Source organism: Prevotella melaninogenica, assembly GCF_018127925.1.
Classification (GTDB): Bacteria; Bacteroidota; Bacteroidia; order Bacteroidales; family Bacteroidaceae; genus Prevotella; species Prevotella melaninogenica_C.
In genome coordinates this window covers 806601-831157 of record NZ_CP072348.1, presented here as the reverse complement: position 1 = coordinate 831157, position 24557 = coordinate 806601, and the positions used below count along the sequence as shown (strand labels likewise).

At 39.4% G+C, this 24557-nt stretch carries 19 protein-coding genes; 12 read left to right on the top strand and 7 right to left on the bottom strand.

Annotated elements, in window-relative coordinates:
• The first annotated feature begins 238 nt into the window (after window positions 1-238).
• Window positions 239-949, top strand: a complete 711-nt coding sequence (locus tag J4861_RS08955) for a DUF421 domain-containing protein (protein ID WP_211817676.1) — start codon at window positions 239-241, stop codon at window positions 947-949.
• 185 nt (window positions 950-1134) lie between these two features.
• Window positions 1135-1686 carry an isochorismatase family protein gene (locus tag J4861_RS08950; RefSeq protein WP_211817675.1) on the top strand — a complete coding sequence of 184 codons (552 nt, stop codon included), beginning with the start codon at window positions 1135-1137 and terminating at the stop codon, window positions 1684-1686.
• Window positions 1687-1855: 169 nt separating this feature from the next.
• Here J4861_RS08950 and aroC read toward each other — a convergent pair whose 3' ends face one another.
• Window positions 1856-2944, bottom strand: a complete 1089-nt coding sequence (gene aroC, locus J4861_RS08945; protein WP_211817674.1) for a chorismate synthase — start codon at window positions 2942-2944, stop codon at window positions 1856-1858.
• Window positions 2945-3045: 101 nt separating this feature from the next.
• Window positions 3046-3648 (bottom strand): FKBP-type peptidyl-prolyl cis-trans isomerase, encoded by a 603-nt coding sequence (locus J4861_RS08940; protein ID WP_211817673.1) that lies wholly within the window; start codon window positions 3646-3648, stop codon window positions 3046-3048.
• Between the two features lie 325 nt (window positions 3649-3973).
• Between J4861_RS08940 and J4861_RS08935 the strand changes: the two genes are divergently transcribed.
• The 4 genes from J4861_RS08935 to J4861_RS08920 all read left to right on the top strand — a co-directional run bounded on the left by J4861_RS08935 (window position 3974) and on the right by J4861_RS08920 (window position 8129).
• Window positions 3974-4348: a hypothetical protein gene (locus J4861_RS08935; protein WP_021672734.1), complete on the top strand. Its 375-nt coding sequence runs from the start codon at window positions 3974-3976 to the stop codon at window positions 4346-4348.
• A gap of 661 nt (window positions 4349-5009) precedes the next feature.
• A complete protein-coding gene (locus J4861_RS08930) occupies window positions 5010-7097 on the top strand; it encodes a S8 family serine peptidase (RefSeq protein WP_211817672.1) in 2088 nt (695 codons plus the stop codon).
• Window positions 7098-7227: 130 nt separating this feature from the next.
• A complete protein-coding gene (gene fldA, locus J4861_RS08925) occupies window positions 7228-7716 on the top strand; it encodes a flavodoxin FldA (RefSeq protein WP_211817671.1) in 489 nt (162 codons plus the stop codon).
• A gap of 53 nt (window positions 7717-7769) precedes the next feature.
• Window positions 7770-8129: a DUF2023 family protein gene (locus J4861_RS08920; RefSeq protein WP_196801662.1), complete on the top strand. Its 360-nt coding sequence runs from the start codon at window positions 7770-7772 to the stop codon at window positions 8127-8129.
• A gap of 573 nt (window positions 8130-8702) precedes the next feature.
• On the opposite strand, the gene J4861_RS08915 is transcribed toward J4861_RS08920, so the two are convergent.
• From J4861_RS08915 to J4861_RS08900, 4 genes are all read right to left on the bottom strand, one after another.
• Window positions 8703-9197, bottom strand: a complete 495-nt coding sequence (locus tag J4861_RS08915; protein ID WP_004360180.1) for a hypothetical protein — start codon at window positions 9195-9197, stop codon at window positions 8703-8705.
• Window positions 9198-10309: 1112 nt separating this feature from the next.
• A complete protein-coding gene (locus tag J4861_RS08910) occupies window positions 10310-11569 on the bottom strand; it encodes a nucleotide sugar dehydrogenase (protein ID WP_211817670.1) in 1260 nt (419 codons plus the stop codon).
• A gap of 177 nt (window positions 11570-11746) precedes the next feature.
• Complete coding sequence (locus tag J4861_RS08905) at window positions 11747-12472, bottom strand: nitroreductase family protein (protein WP_211817669.1); 726 nt, start codon at window positions 12470-12472, stop codon at window positions 11747-11749.
• A 222-nt stretch (window positions 12473-12694) separates the two neighbouring features.
• Window positions 12695-14200 (bottom strand): glutamine synthetase family protein, encoded by a 1506-nt coding sequence (locus J4861_RS08900; protein WP_211817668.1) that lies wholly within the window; start codon window positions 14198-14200, stop codon window positions 12695-12697.
• 215 nt (window positions 14201-14415) lie between these two features.
• On the opposite strand from J4861_RS08900, the gene J4861_RS08895 reads away from it, so the two are divergent.
• The gene (locus tag J4861_RS08895; RefSeq protein WP_211817667.1) at window positions 14416-14937 is read left to right on the top strand and encodes an N-acetyltransferase; all 522 of its coding nucleotides are present in this window, start codon (window positions 14416-14418) and stop codon (window positions 14935-14937) included.
• A 622-nt stretch (window positions 14938-15559) separates the two neighbouring features.
• Here J4861_RS08895 and J4861_RS08890 read toward each other — a convergent pair.
• Entirely contained in the window at window positions 15560-16234 is a 675-nt protein-coding gene (locus J4861_RS08890; protein WP_211805544.1) for an MgtC/SapB family protein, read from the bottom strand.
• A gap of 165 nt (window positions 16235-16399) precedes the next feature.
• Between J4861_RS08890 and J4861_RS08885 the strand changes: the two genes are divergently transcribed.
• From J4861_RS08885 to J4861_RS08865, 5 genes are all read left to right on the top strand, one after another.
• The gene (locus J4861_RS08885) at window positions 16400-16957 is read left to right on the top strand and encodes a sugar O-acetyltransferase (RefSeq protein ID WP_211817666.1); all 558 of its coding nucleotides are present in this window, start codon (window positions 16400-16402) and stop codon (window positions 16955-16957) included.
• Between the two features lie 41 nt (window positions 16958-16998).
• Complete coding sequence (locus J4861_RS08880; RefSeq protein WP_211817665.1) at window positions 16999-17928, top strand: hypothetical protein; 930 nt, start codon at window positions 16999-17001, stop codon at window positions 17926-17928.
• 327 nt (window positions 17929-18255) lie between these two features.
• Window positions 18256-21483 (top strand): SusC/RagA family TonB-linked outer membrane protein, encoded by a 3228-nt coding sequence (locus J4861_RS08875; RefSeq protein ID WP_211817664.1) that lies wholly within the window; start codon window positions 18256-18258, stop codon window positions 21481-21483.
• A 12-nt stretch (window positions 21484-21495) separates the two neighbouring features.
• A complete protein-coding gene (locus J4861_RS08870; RefSeq protein ID WP_211817663.1) occupies window positions 21496-23559 on the top strand; it encodes a RagB/SusD family nutrient uptake outer membrane protein in 2064 nt (687 codons plus the stop codon).
• A gap of 299 nt (window positions 23560-23858) precedes the next feature.
• Window positions 23859-24293, top strand: a complete 435-nt coding sequence (locus J4861_RS08865; RefSeq protein WP_211817662.1) for a hypothetical protein — start codon at window positions 23859-23861, stop codon at window positions 24291-24293.
• The last annotated feature ends 264 nt before the right edge of the window (window positions 24294-24557 follow it).

The following is a 24557-nucleotide window of genomic DNA, read 5'->3' as shown; positions in this document are numbered from 1 at the left end:
ATTCAGTGCGAAGTTAAATATTATTTCTGAACTGGCAAAGGAGTTGCTTTCTTTTTTAATTCTACAAGTAGCTTTATAGCTATATAAGGCTTGTTTTTGTTCTTTCCGTAAATAGAATTAATCGTTTCGTAGTGTATTTTTAGTCATGTTATTTGTGAGTTAAGTATAAAAGACGTATTTTTGTAGCATCAAAAAGAATAAAAAATGAATTTATAATAACGTCTTAAAGCAACAAGAAATGATTGAGTTTATTCAGCCTTATATAGGCATTACCTTGAAACTTGTTACGGGTATGATAGGTATTTTGGCATTCTTGCGTATTACAGGAAAAGCCCAAATGGCACAGCTTACGCCACTTGATACCGTGAGTGCCTTTGTGATTGGTGCCTTGGTCGGTGGTGTCTTGTATAATCCTGATATGTCTATATGGCATATTCTCTTTGCTTTGGCAGTATGGACAGGCTTTAATATGCTCGTGCGCTTTGCTATGCGTTCTGCTCGTCTACGTCATATTATCAAAGGAGAGAGCGTTTTCCTTGTGAAGAATGGCGTTATTAACTTTAAGAATTTTAAGCGTAATAGCCTTGAAATGGAGCAGTTCCGTTTGCTATTAAGACAAAAGGGAATCTTCTCTATGTTTGAAGTTGAGGATGTTTTGTTTGAAGCAAATGGTGCGGTGACAGTCCTTCCAACAGGCAAGACAGCTGATTCATTCTTACTTGTTAACAATGGTGAGTTCGTTTCGAGTGGTCTTAAGCAGAGTGGTCGTTCACAGGCATGGGCATTACGCGTTATCAAGAAGAATGGTTTTAATGGTCCAGGAGAACTCTTCTGTATGGAATGGACACCGGGTACGGGTATTTATTTTGTTACTTACGATGGTCACGTTAAGCGTGGAGTGGTAGAAGTAGATGCTCAAGAGATTGAGCCAGACAACGCACAAGTATAAAAACTTAAAATAAAAATAGTGGTATATGGCTTATGTATCACTATTTTTATATTAATTTTGGCGTGTTCAGAAAATATCTGTAGCGTATTAACGTTGATATTATAAAGCAACTGTTTATATTCTGTTAGCTTTGTAATATAGATAATGAAACTATTTAGTCTTATTGTTTAAAGGGACAATAAAATATGAAAAAGCTATTGTTAATAGTCGACCCACAGGTAGACTTCATTACTGGTACACTCCCTGTGGGAGGTGCTGAGGAGGCGATGGATGCACTTGCTACGTATGTGAAGGAACATGGTGATGAGTATATTGTGAAGATTGCCACGTCCGATTGGCATCCTTATCATCACTGCTCTTTTGCTGACGAGGGCGGACAATGGTCTCGTCATTGTGTGCAACATTCGGTTGGTGCAGCAATCTGGGAGTCGTTATTGGTTGCTCTTAACGAGTCAAAGGGTGGCTTTACCTTATTATATAAGGGTGATAGCATTGATAAGGACGAGTATTCTATCATGCAAAATAATGCGTCAGCAGATATTCTCGCTCGGTTGATTAAGGCGTTGAAAATAGATCAGATAGATATCTGTGGATTGGCTGGCGACATCTGTGTGTTGAATACCGCAAAAGACATAAAGGCATTTTTCGAGGGTGTAAAGCTCAACGTTCTTGAGTCTTATTCACCTTCTTTAGATGGAGGGGCTGCATTAAGTGCTTTTGTGGAAAGCCTGAAATAAAAGAGTACTAAACTTAACTTCATTAGAAGGAAAAGAGTATATAGAAATTAGAAGGAGTTAAGTCCATACTTTTTCTCTGCTATTGTTAGCTTGAGAAGAATGGATTTAACCCCTTCTAATTTTGTTTTATGAGTTGCGATTGATAGCAAGTATAAACGAATCGATATGTCTAAAGTCTATTAGTTTTGCTTATCAGCAAAGCATCAAGTATTGTCATTGCCGCCATAGCTTCGACAATGGGTACTGCACGTGGTAAGACACAAGGGTCATGTCGACCATGAACATCCATTGTTGTTGCTTCCCCTTCAATGTTTACAGTCTGCTGTTCTATAAGCAAGGTTGCGACAGGTTTGAATGCAACACGGAAGTAAATATCCTCACCATTACTGATGCCACCTTGTATACCACCACTATGGTTGGTTTCTATATTGCATATTGGGTGCTGCGGATTGTCGCCAGTAGGTAAGAAGGTGTCGTTTTGTTGGCTACCTCTCCATGATGATCCAGCGAAGCCTTCTCCATATTCAAAACCCTTTACAGCATTGATGCTAAGCATGGCAGCACCTAATTGCGCATGAAGTTTTCCAAATTCGGGTTCACCTAAACCCACAGGACAACCTTTGATGACACATGAAATAACACCACCGATGGTGTCGCCTTCACGCTTCACCTGTGCAATGAGTTCTTCCATCTCTCTTGCCTTCTGTGGGGCTGGGCAGCGAACAAGGTTAGATTCAATGAGATTTAAATCATATCTGTGGTAATCTCTTTCAAGTTGAATATCACCCACCTGCTCTGTATAAGCTGTGATACTGATACCCTGCTGACGCAATACAAGTTTTGCTAAGGCACCTGCTACGACACGCGAAAGGGTAATACGAGCTGATGACCGACCTCCGCCACGATAGTCGCGGATGCCATATTTGCTAAAATAAGTATAATCAGCATGCGATGGACGAAAGAGATTACGAATGTTTTCATAGTCCTTTGAATGTTGATTCGTATTTCGGACAAGGAAGCCAATGGGAGCACCAGTTGACTTCCCCTCGAACACACCGCTCAGTAGTTCTATCTGATCTGCCTCTTTTCTATCCGTTGTGATATGGCTTTGTCCCGGTCGGCGACGTGCCAGTTCACGCTGGATGAAGTCTATATCGATGGTGATACCAGCTGGCATCCCATCGACTACACCACCTACGGCTGCTCCATGGCTTTCACCGAAGGTTGTTAGTGTGAAGAGTTGTCCGAATGTATTCATAACAAAGTCTCTATGAATGGTTCTCGAGGAGAATGGGCTTGAGCAGTTATTGCATACTCAATATACCTTATTCTTATAATATAGGAGAGGAAGAGTTTGTCTTAATGACAGCCGCAGCAGCCGCCTTCTCCTTCCTCGTGGTCTTTGCAACCACAGCTATTACCACAATCGCTACCGCAGCCTCCGCCACATCCACCACTGCAGTGGTGCTGTTTCATCTGCTCGAAGAAGTCTTTTACTTCCTCTTCGCTTGCCTCGCGATTCTCGAAGACATGACCATGGAATATTAAGTCCTTGCCAGCGAGAGGGTGGTTGAGGTCAATGGTAACCTTATCGTCTGATATGTCTAAAACCTTACCTAAGAAGCGTTGACCCTCTTCGTTCTGCAAAGGTACGACAGCATCTTTGTAAATATTCTCTGTATCAAATACTCCGTTAGGCGAGAAAGTAGCCTTGTTGAGTGCCAAAACACTCTTGTCATCACGCTCGCCATAAGCCTGTTCCTTTGTCAACGAAAACTTAAAGTCTGTGTCTTTATCAAACTTAACAACCTCCTGTTCAAAAGCAGGTAAAGCCATGTCGCAGCCTGTATAGAGCTGCATAGGTTGCATATCGTCTGACTTTTCGATGATGTACTCTTTACCGTTTTCTATACAGTATAATTCGTAACTGACTACCATGAGTCGATGTTTCTTATTCTCCATTTGTCTTTATTTCTAATTATTATATGTGCAAAGGTAAGGATTTAAAACGGAATATAATCTGATTAATTACTGGTTTTTCCTTTTTGAGGTGTCATTATATATGGTATGTTAGGAAAGAATGGGTTAAATCGATGAATTTGTTACTGATATAAATCAAATGTATTGATGTGTGTCAAAAATATAAGCAAAGTTTAATGATATGTAATGAATAGTTATATTGTGTGTAAATAATCTTGTAACTTTGCACTCGAAATAAAGAAATTAATTACAAAATAAAAGATAATAATAAGCCTTATGATGAGGCTTTAATAATTTAGAAAGGATAATGAATATGAAGAAGATTGTATTGACAGTGGTAGCGGTAATGAGTATGACTATGGCTTTTGCTGCAAACGAGAACGATAACAACAACACAGCTACAAACGCAAATGCATATAAATTTAATGTAAGCACATACGCTTTGAGTCGTGCGCTGAATCTCAATTATGATCAGGTAGATGTTGTAGAGGATATTAATCGCACTTTCGCAACTGAGATGATGAATGCTTCTGTTGCTGACAATGCTGAGCGTGAGGCTAAGATGCAGAGTGCTATTAAGAAGGATCTTTCTTATATGCGTTATGTTTTGAATGATCGCCAGTATCGTGAGTATGTAAAGATTCTCAATGTTACATTGAACAACCGCGGTTTGAACAAGTAAGAAATCAACATATTCTCATAAGAGAAGGTTTCATATAGGTAAATAGAAGGCTATGAGTCAGGTAATGACTTGTAGCCTTTTTTTAGTTCTTCCGTTAAATATGTGGATGCTTTTCGTATTGCTTTAACGAAACAACCAAGGTTACTCACTAAACAAAAATAGGGCTAAAACAGTCGTTTATCTATCCTATTATCATCCTCTGACATTGAAAATCATTTCTTTTTAAACTTCGAAAATCTATAGATAAGACTTTGAAAAATCATTACATATGTTCAAGGAAAATATCTATAACTAACGGTAAAAAACAGATATACGAAACAGGTTTGTAACCATAAGTAAATCAATTAGTTATAAAGTGGTAAATTTAAAGGTGCCTAATAGGACTTCAAAAGGGCGTTAGTAAGGGGCTTAAAGGGCGTCTTTTGCAAGTCAATTAAGCATCTTTAAGAAGCCAAAAGAGCATGTATTGGTTTTGAACTACACAAAAATAGTTTACAAAAATCAATGACATGGGAATAAGTTGTTTGTAGAAGAGCCATGTTGATGCTTCGTACATATGGTACTGAGGTCTAACACATCTTGCATATGTCAGTTTTTTTTTGTTCCTTTGTGGCAGAATACATTACTTATAATACATTATTTGTAATTAGCCCATAAAGAAATGAACCGTTTAATAGTTTTTCTACTCTTTATATTTACCTCTCTTGGTATTATTGCTCAGCGTCCTCGCTATGAGAAGATGTCGCCATTTGTTCGCGAAGCAATGGCATCGGCATTGGCAACGAAGCAGCTTACTCGTAGTCAGAGTGATGATAGATTGTTGACTGCTTTTGTACGTATTGATGGTAATGCAGCAGAAGTTCTAAGTCAGTATGGCTGTAAGGAGTTGGCACGTGTGGGGAATATTAGTATAGCAGCCATCCCTCTTAGTAACCTCGGGGCATTGTCGTGTGGCAGACAGGTGAAGCGAATAGAGACAGGAAGACGATGCAGCATACAAATGGATACTACTCGATTAGTTGTTAATGCTGAAAAAGTTTATACGGGTGAAGGACTATCTCAGAGCTATACTGGACATGGTGTCGTTGTTGGTGTACAAGATATTGGTTTTGATTTGACGCATCCTAATTTTTATTCAGCTGATATGAGCCAGTATCGTATCAAAGCATTATGGGATCAGTTGTCGCGTGATACTATCGGTTCAACATTATATGTAGGTCGCGATTATGTAGGTCGTGATGCCTTGTTAAAACTGGAACATCCCATTGATGGTGAGACACAAACACACGGAACACATACAGCAGGCATTGCTGCCGGTAGTGGAGCAGAAGGGAATGGAGTCGTTTCCCCTTATCGTGGTATGGCTTGTGATGCCGACTTGGTATTGGTTGATAATGCTGCTGATAATGCTTCTTTGATAGATCCAAAAGATTATTATAAGTTTACCTATGCCACGGATGCACTTGGTTTTAAGTATATATTCGATTATGCGGAACGTATGCATCAACCTTGTGTCATCAATTTTAGTGAGGGTAGTTCGCAGGATTTTCATGGCTATGACCAATTATATTATGAGCTACTTGCTAAACTAATAGGACCAGGACGAATCATTGTTTCTTCTGCTGGTAACGATGGAGCAAGAAATTCGTATATACATAAGAATATAGGAAGAGAGCGAGCTGGAGCTTTTATCATGGGTAATGAGAAACGCTTTAGTTGTACGGCAAAGTCTAAGCAGACGTTTGCTTTTCGAGTAAGTGTATATGATAACGTAGCTTCCCCGCAAATCGTTGATATTTCAACGGTTAATGTTTGTAATGCTCAAGACTCACTACTTACCGATTCCTTATTAGTAGGCGGAAAGAAATATATATGGCGTGTGTTGGCATATCCGAATAGTTATGATGCACGTGAGACGGCTTATGATTTTCAAATTAGTAGTCCATCGAAGCTTGGAGATAGTCCGCAAGTTTCACTTCAAGTTATGGGTAGGGATGCTGATATAGAACTTTACCGTATGTCGGGCTACATGTTTCCGCATTCACTTGACCCCGTGTTGGATGCAGGAGATTGTAGATATGCAATCTTCTCACCATCCAGTTCGCCAGATGTGATATGTGTTGGATCGACAAGCTATCGTACACAGTTTGTTAATTATTTAGGAGAAAAGAAGGTGTATGATAGTGGACAGAAGGGCATCCGTTCTCCGTTCTCAGCTATGGGACCAACATTGGATGGGCGTATAAAGCCAGACGTAATGGCACCAGGTCAGAATATCATCTCATCTTATAGTACCTTCTTTATCAATAATCCAAAGAATGTAAATGCTTCTGTAAAAAGTGATGTGCGTCATTTTGAATATAATGGTCGTACCTATGCTTGGAATGCTAATGCAGGAACGTCAATGTCTGCACCAGTTGTGACGGGTGCGATAGCACTTTGGTTACAAGCTGATCCAACGTTGACGCCAGCTGATTGTCTGGAGATATTCGCTAAGACTTGTTCTCATTATGATACGTCACTCAGTTATCCTAATAATCTTTATGGATATGGGCAGATTGACGTTGCTGCAGGACTGAGAGAAGTTTTACGTAGAAAGGCTTTGGGTATTAATACGATTGGTCAAAAGAAGGTATCAGAGCAATATGATAACCGTATTTACCTCTTAGATGGTCGTTATGTAGGAACTTCTGATGCGAATCTACCTAAAGGTATATATATAAGAAACGGAAAGAAGTTTGTAAAGTAAAACAAAGTACTCCCTAAAAGTAGGTATTTTGCACAAACCATCATTTTTAGGTATTGCAGGTAATAGTTTTTCATTGTATCTTTGCAACCGTAAAGATTAATAAAATCAGAAATTAAATCAGTAACAAAATATGAAGAAGACTATTGTTGTTTACGGTTCATCAACCGGTACATGCGAAAGCATTGCAAATACCATCGCTGAGAAGCTCGGCGTTGAAGCTATTAACGTGTCAGATTTCTCTGCAGAAGTTGTAGCAGAGAATGACAACCTTATCCTTGGCTCTTCAACATGGGGCGCAGGTGAGTTGCAGGATGATTGGTATGATGGTATTAACGTACTGAAGGGTGCTGACCTCTCTGGTAAGACTGTTGCAATCTTCGGTTGCGGTGATAGCGAGAGCTATTCAGATACTTTCTGTAGTGCAATGAAGGAGATTTATGATGCTGCACAGGGTGCAAATATCCTCCCTGGTGTATCAACAGATGGCTATACTTTTGATGACAGCGAGGCTGTTGTTGATGGTAAGTTCGTAGGTCTTGCTTTGGATGATGTAAACGAAGACGACAAAACAGAAGGTCGTATTGATGCATGGTTGGAAGCTATTAAGCCTTCATTGTAAGATTATAAACTTAGTGCTTACATTATAACTATTCACACAAAGGGATAACTATGATGGCAGATATGATGAGCGCCGATATGAAGGTGTTGATGAATCACATCTACGAGTACAAGAAGGGTGTTCGACAGATGGTTTTGTATACTTGTAACAAGAAGTATGAGCCATTTGCTACGCTCCGCCTTGAACATCAGAACATCCCATATATCATTCAGCCAGTGGGTCGTGATCGTATGAACTTGTTCTTTGGTCGACAAGAATGCCTCGATGCCATTCGGCTGATGATAACAAAACCTCTTAACCAACTATCACCAGAAGAGGATTTTATCCTCGGTGCAATGTTGGGTTATGACATTCGCGTACAGTGCGAGCGGTACTGTGAACGCAAGTGCCGCACTTGTAAATGTGCGACATAAGCCAATTATTAAATGATAATCTTGTTCGCGAAATAAATTATTTCATAATGTTTTTGTATTATAAATAGGCTTGTCGGGAGACAAGCCTTTTTATCTTTTATACGGTTCTTACTTGCTGAAACATAAAACTCAGATTGGTCATTAGAAGCTAAACAGATTTTGTTTTCAGTTGCTGTCACTTTTAATATTTCTCGTAATATGCATATTATAAAGTGTTTATGTTAGGATGATAGTAGTGATAGTAACTTTTAAACTCATGTCGTTTATTAGTGACTAAGACTGTCTAATTTGATTGACAAATAAATGAAAGAAGTTAAGAAACAATATGCAAAGTAGAAATGATGAATATTATCGTCTAATGATCGATTTGGGTTAAATAAAAGTAGGTGTGTAAAAATACAAATATCTTTCGGTAATATTATAATTTGAAATAAACCAATCAAAAAAGATCATTTCAATAGTCGTTTTATAGTAAAGAAATAGTCTTTTCTTTTCGGAGAATCCTGCTAATAGTTCTAAAGCTTGTCAAACTGTAAATTTATATTTTGACACACCCTTTTTTATGCTATTTTATTATTCTACCTTTAATGCTGTATTTGCAGCAACATTTACTTGTATTTCATATCCAGCTTGCATTTCTGCTTTTGATCCGCAAATAAAACAAGCTGGCCATACAACAAGGGCAAATAAAACGACAGACAAGGCAGTTCTATTTTTACCCTGAATCTGCACCATGCCATTTTGTAGTGGTATAACAGTACCATTTGGCATAACCATTTCTGTAACATTAAAGCTTAATCTTCCTTTGGTACCCCACCACGAAGACCTCTTTGCTAATGTGATTATACCTGAAACAGAGGTTCCGTAAGGGATAGCAGTTACACCATCGATGTTGATGTCGCGAGCTACTGTAAACAATACTTTGTCTCCAGCTTTTACATCAGCAGCAGCTACTGTGTTAGTTGCTCTTAATGGGATAATTGTTCCAGCTTTTAACTGAACTTCTTTCTGTGCAAAGACAGATACATACACTAAGCTCATAACGAGCGTAAATAAAAACTTTCTCATAGTTTTTTGTTTTATGCAAACTTGATTCCCAAAAGTAAGCGGTTTATTAATTAAGTAAATAGAAAAAGCGTGGGAACTATTGAATGTTATTCTACACGAAGCTCTGGACTGCTTTTCACCGAATAGCAAACAATAGCCCACGCATTGAGGTATATCATTCCCTTTGGAAAAGGGTACAATAATCCCAAGCATGAGCGTATTGCCGCCATCCTCGGTGAATGTAATTGTCCAGATTACGTGCAGAAGATGATTTCAAACGCTCTTTTAAAAGATAGAACTCTTTATAGTGTACACTTTTATATAGGTACACTGGAATTCGGATACAAAGATAGATAATTTTTCTTATAAAATGTTTTATTCCTTCAAGAAAATACATTCTTAGCGAAATTATTTTTATTTGCTTTTTATCATTATATCAATATCTTGTTATTTTGAGATGTTTATATGTGAATAACACCACATTTAGTTTAAATGTACGTTGCTGTCACTTTTAACATTTGCCGTATTTTATTGACGATAAAAGGGTTATGAGTATATAAGATGTGACAGATATGACAGGAAAAATAGTTTTACCTAAAAGTTGATATAGTGATGTTTAGCTTATAGAGGGCGGTAGAAGACTTTAAATGAAAGGACGAGGGCTAATATTAATAGTGTTTTGTTAGTATATAATTCGCTGAGGGCTCTCTTTTATATAGGTAATTTTGTGTTTACTTGGGAGGGGTATTTCTCAATATAACCAAGTAATAAATACTCTCTTTTGGTGGTGTAAGTCTCATTTACTAACAAATGGGTAAAGCTCTTCCTATCTACTTTTCGGAAGGTGTATATCATTAGCACTCATGGTGTTTACTGTTAGCACCATGAGTGATGAGTATGAATACATTGGCTGAGGGTGGAGAATGGGATTATCCCAAATCCGTCATTAGAGCCTAAACATATTTTGTTTTATTATCGAGTAGATTGTTTGGCTTTGGAACACAGGCGTAGTGGGCTACGCCAAGTTACAAAGACAGACAAGATGCCGATAAGGAAATAAAAGATGTTAGGAAACAAAACTATAGTAATAAGAGCTATGCTTTTGTGGTCTAATGACCGCATTTGGGATTATATTAATCTCTTCTAAATATATCTCTTGTGTATACTTTTTCCTTTACATCATCAAGGCATTTGTCGTATCGGTTGGCGATAATGGCATGACAACGCTGTTTGAAGTCAGCAAGGTTGTTGACAACAAGGCTACCGAAGAAGGTTGCGCCATCTTCAAGCGTAGGCTCATAGATGATGACTTGCGCACCCTTTGCCTTAATACGCTTCATTACTCCTTGAATTGAACTTTGGCGGAAGTTATCACTATTAGATTTCATAGTAAGGCGATAGACACCAATGACGCACTCTTTCTCATCTTCTGGGCTATAGTCACCACGGTCGTAATAGTCGTAATATCCAGCTTTATGCAATACTTGGTCAGCTATGAAGTCCTTGCGTGTACGGTTACTCTCAACGATTGCCTGGATAAGATTTTCAGGTACATCGGCATAGTTAGCAAGCAGCTGCTTAGTGTCCTTAGGCAGACAATAGCCGCCATAACCGAAAGAAGGATTGTTGTAGAAAGAGCCGATACGTGGGTCAAGACATACACCTTGAATGATGTTAGATGTATCAAGACCTTTTACCTCAGCGTAGGTGTCTAACTCATTGAAATAACTTACACGTAGGGCAAGGTAAGTATTAGCAAAGAGTTTCACCGCTTCTGCCTCTGTTAGTCCCATAAATAGAGTAGGGATATTCTCTTCAATCGCTCCTTCTTGCAATAACTGAGCAAATAACTGGGCTGCTTGTTCCAAGCGCTCGTCACCTTCAGGACGACCAATGATAATGCGACTTGGATAAAGATTGTCATAAAGCGCCTTACTTTCACGTAGGAATTCTGGAGCAAAGAGAATGTTATTACACTTGTATTTTGCTCTAATATGCTCAGTGTAACCAACCGGAATCGTAGACTTAACAATCATGATAGCATCAGGATTCACCTTTATTACGATTTCGATAACTTCCTCAACACGTCGTGTGTCAAAGTAGTTCTTCACAGGATCATAATTAGTTGGCGTAGCGATGACTACAAAGTCTGCATCCCTATAAGCAGTCTCTGCATCCAATGTGGCAGTAAGATCTAAATCCTTCTCTGCCAAATACTGTTCAATATAATCATCTTGAATAGGCGAACGTCTGTTGTTTATGAGGTCAACCTTTTCTTTTACTACATCAACAGCCGTCACATGATGGTGCTGACTCAGTAGTGTTGCAATGCTGAGACCTACATAGCCCGTTCCAGCTACAGCTATTTTTAAGTCTTTAATATCCTTATCCATTGTCTTGTTCAGATTCTTTGCAAAGATACGTAATTCTATTTGAATAAGACAATGGATAAGGATAAAATCCTTACTAAATCCCTTCTTATTGCTTTTTTTTATCCGTCAGCTATTCTGTACGTTTTCTTCTTGCAATGAAGGAGTATCATACAGCAATGATAATTTACAGAAAGGAGGCTAAACTAAATGATAGGTTTCCTCAAATGGACGGCGATAACGATCTCCCCAAACACCATCTGGCATACGAATGCCACAGGTTATAACCATGTTTATTTCTGTATTGTAAGGTAGATTCAGTGCCTTCTTTACCAACAGACTATCAAAACCTTCAAGTGGACAAGTGTCATAGCCAGCCTCACTCATTGCTAACATAAATGTCTGAACAGCCAAGGCACAACTCTTGTGTACACTAACTCGCATGTCACCCTCACTTACTTGACGCATGATTGGGCGGAAAAGTCCAATCGTTTGTGCTAAAGCCTTACGAACAAGTCCCCACAAGCCAAAGCAACGTGAATAGAGAAACGGTATTACTTTCGCATAATATAGTTCTAATTTCTTAATGCGCTTTTCCTTCTTCTCTGTAGGACTGTACTTATTGATGTTCTCCTTTTCAAATGCAAGTGTTGCCAGTGCATGTTTCTTATAGAGGTCCTGTCGAGTCACAAATACAATTATCTGTTGGGCAGAACGTGCTGTCAACTGGTCCAAGCATGCTGGTGCCAAGTCCTCTAAAACCTTCTTGTCAGTTACATGATAAGCCTCCCAAAGTTGTAAGTTAGAACTTGTTGGAGCTAATGTCGCTTGTTCAATACATTTTTTTACAACTGTGCTATCGAGTGGTTTCTTAGGATCGAAATGTCTGACAGCCCTTCTATGATCTAATATTTCTTGTAAACTCATAATCTCTTATTCTTTAATAGATTTAAAAGGAGCAAAGTGTATGCCATTATTTCTCTTCTGATAGGTTTGTATGATAGTCTTGTAATAATATGTTAAACAAGAGATTAGATGTATATATTACTAAGTAAAACATTTCCATTTAAAAAATCCCAGACAACCTTTTCGTTGCCTGGGATTTTATATTTGGACTAATAGTAGTCACATATTAGAATGATGTATGCTTTATCCGCAGTGGAAGTATTGACGAACAAGTTTCTCCATCATCATCTCCTTGCCTTCTATCTCTTGGCGTAGTGTACGGTCGTTGTATGAGCGAAGCTGTTTGATAATACCATCAATCATTGCAGGAGAGAATACATCATACTCTTCATAAACCTTACGCTGACGTTCCAAGCAGTCTGCTGAAGCGGCACAGCTATCAGGCAACTGAGCCAAGGTAGCATAGCGTTCTGCATTCTTTGGGTCGTGGATATCACCGTCTGCAAAGGTTCTCTCAGCCTCAGCCTCAGCGTTTGCCATCTCAAAACCATGACGGCAAGCCACACAAAGACCAGCTAAAAGCTGATAGATATCAGCTGAAGCATCTGGAGAACGCATTTCTACAGTTTGTTTGATAGTGTAGTCACGTGCTGTAAGTGGTTCGATGTCATTAGCCTTGTGGCACATATCCTCGCCAGAAGTCCAACCTAATGGTACGCGAACAAGTACAGAACGGTTACTCATACCCCAACATACATTTGTTGGAGCTTCCTGATGTGGAACGAGACGGAAATATGATGTTGGGTTCTTATTACCAAAGGCAGTGATACTCTCAGCTAAGTCCATCATACCAGCAATGGCACGACGAGCATCCTTAGAAAGCTTTCCACCCTCGAGCATCATGTTCTTTCCGTCCTTCATTATACGCATGTGAATATGCATACCAGAACCAGCCTTACCCACAGTAATCTTTGGAGCGAAGGTAATATCAAGTCCTTCTTCGTAACCTAAGCTACGGATTACCCATTTAGCAATGAGTAACTGTTCAGCACATTCATTTGCTGGAACAGGCAAGAACTCAATTTCATTCTGTTCGTAGCAACGTCCATTCTCAATGAAATTACCTACCTCAGAATGTCCATACTTAATCTTACCGCCACATTCAGCAATCAACTGCATAGAACGCATACGGAAGTCATTGCCTTTAGAGAAAGGAGAACTCTCGTGATAACCATGTTGGTCGTCAGCAGGGAATACACCTTCATCCTCTCGGATAACGTAGTATTCTAACTCACCCATAGCATGAAACTCCATACCAGTTACTTTCTTAAAGGCATCCATAGCCTTGCGGAGTGTATATTCTGGAGATGAAGCTAATGGATTACCATCTCGATCGAAGAAAGAACAGAGCATGCAAAGTGTTGGTATCTCTGAGAAAGGATCGATGAACGCTGTAGAGAAGCGTGGCATTACATAGAGGTCACTACTTCCAGCTGCAATAAAACTGAAGAGCGAAGAACCATCAACGCGCTCGCCACTTGTAAGTATTGTCTCCAAGTAGTCGGGTGTGTGAAGCATGAAGTTTAGTGTCTTCAATCGTCCGTCACCAGCGGGATACATGAAGTTGACCATTCTGATGTTCAAGTCACTGACAACTTGCTTGATATCATCTTTTGTAAATTCATGTGAGTCTTTGCCCAAGTGTGCTTCCAGTCTATTTGCTGAACACTTAAAAAGGGTATTCTCCATTGTCGTAGCTTTTATAAGATTAGTATTTGATTATGAGGACAAAAATACATATTAATTTCTTTATTCGCAATTATTTTTCGTACTATTTTTCTCTATTTATTATCAGTGTGGTATTCTTTATTTTTCGTTTTGTACAACTTTCTTTTATATTAGGAACTTGATGTTAGGTTTTCTTTGTATTTTTGCATCGTTAGCATTACAAAAGTATAAATCTTATGACAAAGGAGAAAACAATAAATCTGTCGTCTAATCGTACTATTGGCAAAGCATCAATAGATGATTTTACTATAGTATCGAACCTAATTGAGCACGGGAAAGCAAAGATGATTAAAGCTGGTAATCCTAATCAATGGTCAGCAAATTATCCTGCTGAGAGTACTATAAGGCGTGATATTGCACAAGGTGATTGTTATCTACTTTATGAGTGTGGGAAACCTATTGGAACATTTGTAGCTAAGGCGGGTCCAGAACCTAATTACAACCGTATTGATAAGGGTAGTTGGCTTGATAACCAACCTTATTATGTTATCCATCGTGTGGCTTCTGTGGAAGGTGTACATGGTGTAATGGCTGACATAATCAACTATTGTTCGGCATTTACCTCTTCTATTCGTATAGATACCCATGCAGATAATCGCCCCATGCAGGCTTCTTTGATTCGTTTAGGTTTCGTTTATTGTGGTATTGTCTATGTTGAGAATGGAGATAGTAGATTAGCTTTTCAGTGCGTTTTTTAGTATTTTGTTAGTGGTTATCTATTCCTTTGACGTCTAAATCTTACTTCTTCATTTTTGCAACTTTGGGGGTAGCTAAGTCCTCCTTATGAGCTATTTGTAAAAAGAAGAAATCATTTACATGAAGAAAACTTTGTAGATGAGTTTTTGCAAAATCATTACATAGTTTCTTGTAAAGTATCTATAAATAACAGCAAAAACAAGTGTAAAAAGTAGGTTTGTAACTAACAGTAAATCAATTGGTTATGAAGTGGTACGAGAAAAGATGCTTAATTGGACTTCAAAAGGGCGTTAGTAAGGGTCTTAAAGGGCACCTTTTGCAAGCTTAAAGGGCGTCTTTAAGAAGCCTAAAGAGCATCTATTGACTTCGAGTCGCATGAAAATAGTTTACAAATATCAATAACGTGGGAATAAACTGTTTGTAGAATACCGAAAGACATAGTATCTATTTGCATTTTATCTTGTAGTTTGTTCACTATGTAAGACTATCTATTTAGGATAGTCTTACTATGCAAATGTATCAGTCTTTATTCTATTTTCAATCTATGTATTAAACCAAAATCGCTCATTAGCGGTTAAACATCGATTTGGGTTTAATAGAAGAACCATTTTTTTTAGCTCCTATTTACTCCATAGTTTCAACAGTTACGTTTTCAAATTCAGCCATAAAGTTAAGGAGATGATTCTTATAACGTTTCCGTTTGAACTTCATTTCCATCGTCACAACAAAGTAATGACCTGAGGAAGTGTCTTTGCGTGTCATCTCATAGGAGTCAATAATAATCTCCTTATCGCGTAATCGTTGCAAAACAGGTTGAATGTTTTCTTCTTTTGGAGTACTAAAAGTAACAGTTATATTGCGTGTGCCAAAGTGTTGGAGTATAAAATAAAGTGCTTCCAAACAGAGCAAGACAAGGACTGTTGTTGCAATAGAGAGTACATACATTCCTGCACCTGCAGTCATACCAATAGCCGATGTTACCCATAGACCTGCCGCAGTTGTTAGTCCGCGTACCACATGCTTCTGGAAGATAATCGTTCCTGCACCAATGAAACCAATACCCGTTACTACTTGTGAGGCTATACGACTGGGGTCGAGTGATACTTGCTCGTAATGGCCAAGTACATCATTAAAGCCAAACTGTGATAGAATCATAAACAAACCACTACCTAATGCCACAAGGAAGTGGGTTCGGAAACCTGCCTCCTTTGCACGATACTCACGCTCCAAGCCAATCACACCACCAAGCATAGCAGCTACGAATAGTCTCAGTACAAATTCATAAGTTATCATGTTCATGTTCTTTCTTTATTATATAATGAATAAATCGTTGTCGCAAAAATACAAAAAACTTCACGCATCTCACTCTTTTCTTCCCTAAAAATATCTTTTTCATGAATGAATTTCTATGTTTCTTAGAAATTGATTTGTATCTTTGCGCATATAAACATTAAAGCTTGGAATATGACAGAGAAGGAGAAACAGCAGAAAGGGATGCTTTATCAAGCAAACGACCCAGAAGTTTTAAAAGACTTATACTACTGCGAGAATGAATGTTTTGAAATCAATCAGATTCCTCCTTCACGTAGGGAGGAACGCATGGAGCGTCTGAGAAGGTTGTTTGGTAAGGCTGGCGACGGAATGTTTATTGTTGCCCCATTCTTCTGCGACTATGGTTATAATATTGAAGTAGGTGAGAACTTCTTTGCCAATACTAATTGTGTGATTCTCGATGAGGCTAAGGTGACATTCGGCGATAATGTTTTTATTGCACCTAATTGCGCCTTCTATACTGCTGGACATCCACTTGATGTTGAGCAGCGTAATAAGAAGATAGAGTATGCACTACCTATTCATGTTGGGAATAATGTGTGGATAGGTGGCAATGTCGTTGTCGTGCCGGGTGTGACGATAGGCGATAATACTACGATTGGTGCTGGTTCTGTTGTTACACATGATATTCCAAGTGGTGTCGTAGCTGCTGGTAATCCATGTAGAGTAATTCGGAAACTGGAAGAGTAAGGTGCTTCCTTAATTACGATCAAGAGCATGAAGATGAAGATATGAAAGAATTTTATAGTACTTATGTCATTAAGGTTTTGTTGCTTTCATTGCTACTCTTTATGGCGATAGCCTCGGTGGCACAGAACCGTCTTTCCCCTTGTAGTAAGCAGGATTATGAACTCTATGCGCCTGTACTTAAGGAGTTGTATAATCCTCTCGCTTCACAACAGTATATTGTTGTAGACGGGGAGTCTGAGAAGTACGCTTTGCAAGTAATCAAGGGTTCACACTTCTCAGAACGAACATACATACTTGCTTACAAGGACTTAAAAGGCAATAAGAAAGAAATCACTGATAGTCTTTGTCAAATGAAAATAGCATCATTGCTGCGTTATGCTGTGTTTTCTTCTACAACCTTTGTACGTAAGAAGCTTGGTATTCAACTAAAGACTTGTTTTTTCTTTGACTTGCAAGATGGGGCTGAATACTCTTCACGTAAGGTGGATGTTGGACGAGGAAGTTTGATTGATATTTTGGAAATATCATGTAATGCTGTGAAGAATAATAAGCCAGAAGTTATTCAACAGCTCATCCCTCAAATTGATTCTTTGACACAACACTTTAAGTCATTTGAATTGGTGGAGAGTTGGAATGTCGCTACGTCAGAGAATTATGCGTATAGTTTCCCATGTACGCAATTATCTACACACTATGGTGGATTTAATATATGTTTCCAGCGATCAGAGTTGACGTCAAGTGAACTCTGTAATAAATATGGGAACTTGACACAGATAGTTGCAAAGTGGTTGTTCCTAAATTCAAATATATTAGACTTCACGAGGAGTGTATATATCAATGTGTGCCGTGATAAACCTGATAAGAACAAAAGATTTTCATATAGTTATGGGCATTACTATATAAATGTAACAGAGGATGAACTGACGGAAGAAACTCTGATAGCTCTATTCAAGTTATATTTATTAAAATAGCTCCATGTGGTTTTGAAAAGTATCTTTGTCTATTAATTAATGTATAATCTTGATAGTAGTAGAATCAGTCTCTTTTTTCTCGATTGAGCTTCCTTTGTTGAATAGCATGTTATCCACGTGCCTGAAAGAGTCGCTGTCAGGTCTTGTTTAATGTAGAAAAATGTAAAAGAAGACCTGTTTTGTGGTTGTTTTTTTTACAATAAACTAAACAAAACACATATTTAACATCTTTTATATGTGTAATTGTAGAACGGACGTTTAAAATGATTTAACTTTGCGATTAATAAACCTAAAAGCATTTTTTAACCTAAAGTATACTTAAAGCCTATGTACCTAAAAAGAAAAAGGACTACGAGCTTATTGATGGTGGCTTTGTTCAGTACAAGTTTACTGCATGCCAACATTACGTATGAAGCGAATGCAGCTGTTGTTCAACAGCAGTCTGTATGTAAAGGAACTGTTGTCGACAATAACGGAGACCCTGTTGTTGGTGCCTCTGTCTTTGTCGTAAGTAATGGACAGAAAAAGGGAAGTGTGACTGACCTTGATGGTAATTTTGAGATTGCAGGCGTTGCTTCTGGCTCATCACTTACTATTTCTTATGTTGGTTACAAGACCCAGCAGGTAACTTGGAGTGGCAAGGACCTCAAGGTTACACTCCAGGAGAACAGTGAGATGCTTGAGAACGTTGTTGTTGTCGGCTATGGTACTCAGAAGAAGGTTAACCTTACTGGTGCTGTCTCTGTTGTTAATTCTAAGCAACTTGAGTCTCGTCCTGTAACGAGTGTTGCACAGGCATTGCAGGGTGAGGTTCCTGGTTTGAACTTCAGCGTTGGCAATTCAGGTGGTTCTCTTAACAGCCGTATGAGTATGAATATCCGTGGTATTGGTACCATCGGTTCTGGCTCAAATGCTGCACCTCTCGTCCTTATTGATGGTTCTGAAGGTGATCTTTACTCAATCTCTCCAAATGATATCGAGAGTATCTCTGTATTGAAGGATGCTTCTTCAAGTGCTATCTACGGTTCACGTGCAGCCTTCGGTGTAATCCTCGTTACTACAAAGAGCGGTAAGGATTCACGTATGAACGTATCTTACAATGGTAACGTACGTTTCTCTACAGCAACTCAGATTCCTGAGATGCCTAACTCATATGACTTCGCACGCTATTGGAATGATGCTGCTGCTAATAGTGGTGCACCTGCCCCATTCAAGCAGGATATACTGGATAAGATTAAGAATCATATAAACGGTACTCCGAAACCTGGTGATGAGGCAACTACTACATGGGCGGGTTATGCAGCTAATGAGCCTTGGAGTATGTATACTGGTTCTTGGAACAATGTTAACTGGTTTGATGAGATGTACAAATCTGGAGTCCCTTCTACCGAGCATAATGTAGCCCTCAGTGGCGGTGGAAGCAAGGTGAACTACTATCTTAGTGGTGCAGTTCTCAGCCAGCGTGGTTTGATTCGTCATGGTAAGGACCAACTCAAGCGTTACAACTTCTCAGGCAAGATTACTGCTAACCTGAAAGACTGGTTTACAGTTACCTATAATACAAAGTGGATACGTGAGGACTACAGCCGTCCTTCTTATATGACAGGTCTCTTCTTCCATAATATTGCTCGTCGTTGGCCAACTAACCCTGTTTACGATCCAAACGGACATTATGTTCATGGTAATGAAATTCTTCAGATGGAGAACGGTGGACTTGATGCCACACAGCAGGATAAGCTTTATCAGCAGTTAGCACTTGAGTTCAGACCACTCAAGGGTTGGAAGATTCGTTTGGAGGGTAACTATAATACCGTTCACTACTACAACCATTGGGATGTATTGCCAATCTACTACTATGATCAGAAGCAGAAACCGATAGCAGCTGCATGGAGCGGTGGCTATGCAGCTGGTAAGTCTGATGTTGGTGATAGTATGTCAAGAAACAACTATTATAATGGTCGTTTCTTCACAGAGTATATGTTCACATTGAACGATAAGCATGACTTTAAGTTCTTGGCTGGTCTGGATATGGAATCTAACCGTTATACCTCTCTTGGTGCAGCACGTGCAGACTTGATATCCCCATTAGTTCCATCACTCAACAATGCTACTCATAAGGATGTGAGACCAAGTTTCTCAAATACTCAGTGGGCAACAATGGGTGCTTTTGGTCGTATCAACTATGCATACGATTCACGTTACCTTGCAGAGTTCTCTATCCGTCGTGATGGTTCTTCACGCTTTATCGGTGATAAGACATGGGGTACCTTCCCTTCATTTGCATTGGGTTGGAATATTGCCAACGAAGAGTTCTTCAAACCATTGACAAAGACTGTTAATACACTTAAACTTCGTGCTACTTATGGTGCTTTGGGTAATACCAATATCACAGCACTCTATCCTTGGTTCTTGAGCCAGCCAGCAAGTGCTTCTGCTTCTTCATGGCTTGTTAACGGTGAGCGTGTGAATATCTCTAATGTTCCGGGACTGGTTTCACCTAACTTGACATGGGAGAGCATTCGCTCATGGAATATCGGTCTTGATTTCGGTATGTTCAACAACAGATTGCAGGGTACTTTCGACTACTTTGTTCGTACAACAAAGGATATGGTAGGTCCTGCTCCTGTCAAACCTTCTATCTTGGGTGCTACACAGCCAGCTGAGAACAATAGTGATATGCGTTCTAATGGTTGGGACTTAGAGGTTAGATGGCGTGATAGAATTGGTCAGGTTGGCTATGGTATCAAGCTCGTACTCTCTGATGACTTCCAGACAATTACACGTTACTACAATCCAAACCGTCTGCTTTCAGAGTGGTGCGAAGGCAAGCGCATGGGTGATATCTACGGATACTTAGTAGAGGGTATTGCACAGTCAAACGAACAGATGAACGAATGGCTGGCTAACAACAAACCTTCATGGGGCTCAAACTGGGCGGCAGGTGACGTTATGTATAAGGACTTGAACGGTGACAAGAAGGTTAACAGTGGTAAGGGCACTTATGATGATATGGGTGACTTGACTAAGATTGGTAACTCTTTGCCACGCTATCGTTTCGGTATTACTTTGGATGCTAATTGGAATGGATTTGACTTCCTAATCTTTATGCAGGGTGTTGGTAAGCGCGACTTTTGGGATGCTTCTCCTTACAGCGTAGGTGCAAATACTGGTATGTGGCAGGCTGCTGCTTTCAAGGATCACTTAGATTACTGGCGTCCAGCAACAGACACCAACTTAGGTCCTAATCCTAACGGCTTCTACCCACGTCCTCTCTTCGGTCAGGGTTCTAAGAACTTCCAGACAAGTGACCGTTACTTGCAGAATGCAGCTTACATGAGAATCAAGAATATCCAGCTTGGTTATACACTCCCTACTGCTATCGCAAGCAAGATTGGTGCAAATCGCATTCGTTTCTACTTCTCTGCTGAGAATCTCGCAACATTCACAAAGATGAACAAGATCTTTGACCCAGAGGCTACTGGTGGAGATTGGGGACCAGGTAAAATCTATCCACTCCAGAGAACAGTTTCTTTCGGTTTAAATCTTAATTTTTAATTCGTAGCAATTATGAAACATATTATATCAAATATATTGAAGGGAGGATTGCCTATTCTTTGCTTAGGCATGACGGTTACGTCATGTAACGATTTCCTTGACAGACCACCACTCGATCAAGTACCTCCCACTTCTTATTATCTGACAGCAGATCAGTTAGGCACATTCCCTATCAATTACTATACTTCTATTTTCCCAAACAACAGTGGATGGTGGGCTGGTGTAGCAACATTTGATGATGGGACGGACAATCAGGCTGCAAGAGGTGGTAACACTTCAATGTTCTTACAGGACCAGTGGAAAGTTCCTACATCTGGCGGTATCGGTATGAACAACATTCGTAACGTCAATAAGTTTATTAATGAGAATGAGCCGAAGATTGCTGAAGGCAAGGTATCTGGTGATGCGAATCTTATCAACCAGTATATGGGTGAGGCATACTTCATCAGGGCTATGCTCTACTATGATAAGCTACAGGCTTATGGAGACTTCCCTATTCAGTTGACAGAACTTAAGGTTGAAGATGATCTTGTTACGCCGAATAAGCGTCAGCCTCGTAACCTTGTTGCCCGTCAGATACTCTCTGATATGGACAAGGCGATTGAGAAACTGCAGGTGGATTTTGCCAAGAAGGTACGTATCAACAAGTATGCAGCTCTGGCTATGAAATCAAGAATGGCACTTTATGAGGCAACATTCGAGAAGTATCACAGAGGAACTGGTCGTGTGCCGGGTGATGCTAACTGGCCAGGCAAGAATAAGGAGTGGAACAAGAGCTTCACTATCAATCAGGATGATGAGGTAAACTTTTTCCTTGATCAGGCTATTGATGCTGCCAAGAAGGTTTGCGATGCAGTTCCATTGAAAACTAAGAACAGTCATGTAATGAATCCAAGTATCGTTGGACTGTACAATGGATGGAATGCATACTACGATATGTTTGCCAGCCCAGACCTGTCTAAGTATCCGGAGGTGTTGTTGTGGCGTCAGTTCAATTCAGATATTAACGTGGCTCACCTCACATCAAACAAACTTCGTGGCGGTGCTGCAACAGGTTGGACACGCGGTCTCGTTGAGTCATTCCTTATGAAGAACGGTCTGCCAATCTATGCTGCCAGCTCTGGTTATAATGGTGACACCACCATTGATATGGTTAAGAAAGATCGTGACGAGCGTCTGCAACTCTTCCTCTTTGGTGAGTCTGATATACTCGGTATTGACCAAAAGAGCATTGACCTTGTGAACGAGAAGCGTCCTGCCGGTACTGCACCTATTGACAACATCAAGTTCAATGTTGCTGATCTCTTTGCAACTGACCAAGCATGTCGGGATGTTACTGGCTATCGTCAGCGTAAGTTCTATAACTATGATCCTGCAATGCAGTTAGGTCAGACCTTCTCAGATGTTGACGGTCAGATTATCATCCGTGTAGAGGAAGCTATGCTCAATTACATCGAGGCTTCTTATCTCCGTAAAGGTTCATTAGATGCAACTGCAACAGGTTATTGGACAGCTTTGCGTGAACGTGCTGGTATTACTGCTCCTATCTCAACAACTATTGCTGCAACTGATATGACCAAGGAGGCTGATGTTAAACGTCCTTCTTACGACTGGGCAGCATTCTCTGCAGGCAAGCCTGTTGACGCTACGCTCTATTCTATCCGTCGTGAACGTCGTAGCGAGTTTGCTGGTGAAGGTCTTCGTAATGATGACTTGATTCGTTGGGCATCTTTGGATCAGGTGAAGAACTATCAGGTTGAGGGTATCAACTTCTGGGATCAGACCTATCAGAATCCTACATTTGTAGATGGAAAGGGAAATAGTCTGATTATCTCTGATGGTGGTGATAAGGCTACGATGTCATCCAAGGACATTTCAAAGTATATCCATCCTTATCAGATTCAGAAGAACAACAATATTCTCTATAATGGTTATACCTTCTATCAGGCTCACTATCTGTATCCATTCTCTTATCAGGAGATGCAGCTCTGTTCACCAGATGGTACAGCAGAGAACTCTAACTTGTATCAGAATATCTACTGGCCAGTTGAGGCAAATGGTGAAGCTTTGAAGTAAGTTTATGCTGAACGAAGTATAATCAAATAGATTACAAATAATGTCAGAGGGTGTATCAAGCGATTGATACACCCTCTTTTGGTAATATACTGCAAGGTGTTTAGCACTCAACACCATTGGTGCTTACTACCAGCACGACATGTGTTGAGTAGCAACACATATTTTATAAAGCTGCTTTGTAAGTTGTTGAAGTCATTTGTTTATAGATGCTTCACTTGTATATGTGAGAATAAAAGGATATCTCTGCAAGAGATCTTTCATGATATTTATACGTAGGTTTTTGCCACAATAAATTAATTATGTTTACATTTACTATCATTATACTAATTTGTATTCTTGCTCTTGGTGTATCACTATTAGTGAGTCATTGGAATAATGGAGCGAAGCGTGGGGAAACGGTAAGAATAGATACACTTTACAAAAAGAACTGGCGCTCCTTTTTTTGGATATCTCTACGTGTGGTGTCGTTTGCTTTGGTTACTGCCTTTTTGTTCTTAATGTTACTTGCTTCGTTTGCAGGTGATGATGCAGGTGAGTGTTGCTTTTGGTTAATGATATTTGTTGTTGGAAGTTGGTTTATTTCAATACCTCTTATTATTATTTATATTTGCTCGCTGGTTCAAGCTATTCGACATCGTGATTATACGAATAAAGTCTTTCTTGGCTGTCATTGTTTCAATGTCCTTCAGCTACTTTGTTTTGTATTTTTTGGAGGTTTACCTATTTCTTCTTAAATCCGATAGGCAATTCTTTAAATCAATTTTCCTGTCACTGCTGTCATTCTTTGTGGAGAGGTAATAGGTTGTTATACAGTGAGTTCTCTTTAAATGTTAAAATGACAGCAACTTGAATATAAAGATCTAAGATGGTAATGTGTAATAAATGGCTTCTAAGTTAAGTGGGGTTTAGCCGTTTTATTAATGAAAATGTTTTAGTTGTTCTCTTGTAATATTGTCAAAGTAGTGGGATGTAAAGATGCATACATGGTTTATAGTGCG

Coding starts and splice junctions, on each gene's coding strand:
- J4861_RS08930 (WP_211817672.1), top strand. CDS start 5,010: ATGAACCGTTTAATAGTTTTTCTACTCTTTATATTTACCTCTCTTGGT.
- J4861_RS08915 (WP_004360180.1), bottom strand. CDS start 9,197: ATGAGAAAGTTTTTATTTACGCTCGTTATGAGCTTAGTGTATGTATCT.
- J4861_RS08875 (WP_211817664.1), top strand. CDS start 18,256: ATGTACCTAAAAAGAAAAAGGACTACGAGCTTATTGATGGTGGCTTTG.
- J4861_RS08910 (WP_211817670.1), bottom strand. CDS start 11,569: ATGGATAAGGATATTAAAGACTTAAAAATAGCTGTAGCTGGAACGGGC.
- J4861_RS08865 (WP_211817662.1), top strand. CDS start 23,859: ATGTTTACATTTACTATCATTATACTAATTTGTATTCTTGCTCTTGGT.
- J4861_RS08955 (WP_211817676.1), top strand. CDS start 239: ATGATTGAGTTTATTCAGCCTTATATAGGCATTACCTTGAAACTTGTT.
- J4861_RS08890 (WP_211805544.1), bottom strand. CDS start 16,234: ATGAACATGATAACTTATGAATTTGTACTGAGACTATTCGTAGCTGCT.
- J4861_RS08870 (WP_211817663.1), top strand. CDS start 21,496: ATGAAACATATTATATCAAATATATTGAAGGGAGGATTGCCTATTCTT.
- J4861_RS08895 (WP_211817667.1), top strand. CDS start 14,416: ATGACAAAGGAGAAAACAATAAATCTGTCGTCTAATCGTACTATTGGC.
- J4861_RS08940 (WP_211817673.1), bottom strand. CDS start 3,648: ATGGAGAATAAGAAACATCGACTCATGGTAGTCAGTTACGAATTATAC.
- fldA (WP_211817671.1), top strand. CDS start 7,228: ATGAAGAAGACTATTGTTGTTTACGGTTCATCAACCGGTACATGCGAA.
- J4861_RS08885 (WP_211817666.1), top strand. CDS start 16,400: ATGACAGAGAAGGAGAAACAGCAGAAAGGGATGCTTTATCAAGCAAAC.
- J4861_RS08920 (WP_196801662.1), top strand. CDS start 7,770: ATGGCAGATATGATGAGCGCCGATATGAAGGTGTTGATGAATCACATC.
- J4861_RS08935 (WP_021672734.1), top strand. CDS start 3,974: ATGAATATGAAGAAGATTGTATTGACAGTGGTAGCGGTAATGAGTATG.
- J4861_RS08880 (WP_211817665.1), top strand. CDS start 16,999: ATGAAAGAATTTTATAGTACTTATGTCATTAAGGTTTTGTTGCTTTCA.
- J4861_RS08950 (WP_211817675.1), top strand. CDS start 1,135: ATGAAAAAGCTATTGTTAATAGTCGACCCACAGGTAGACTTCATTACT.
- aroC (WP_211817674.1), bottom strand. CDS start 2,944: ATGAATACATTCGGACAACTCTTCACACTAACAACCTTCGGTGAAAGC.
- J4861_RS08905 (WP_211817669.1), bottom strand. CDS start 12,472: ATGAGTTTACAAGAAATATTAGATCATAGAAGGGCTGTCAGACATTTC.
- J4861_RS08900 (WP_211817668.1), bottom strand. CDS start 14,200: ATGGAGAATACCCTTTTTAAGTGTTCAGCAAATAGACTGGAAGCACAC.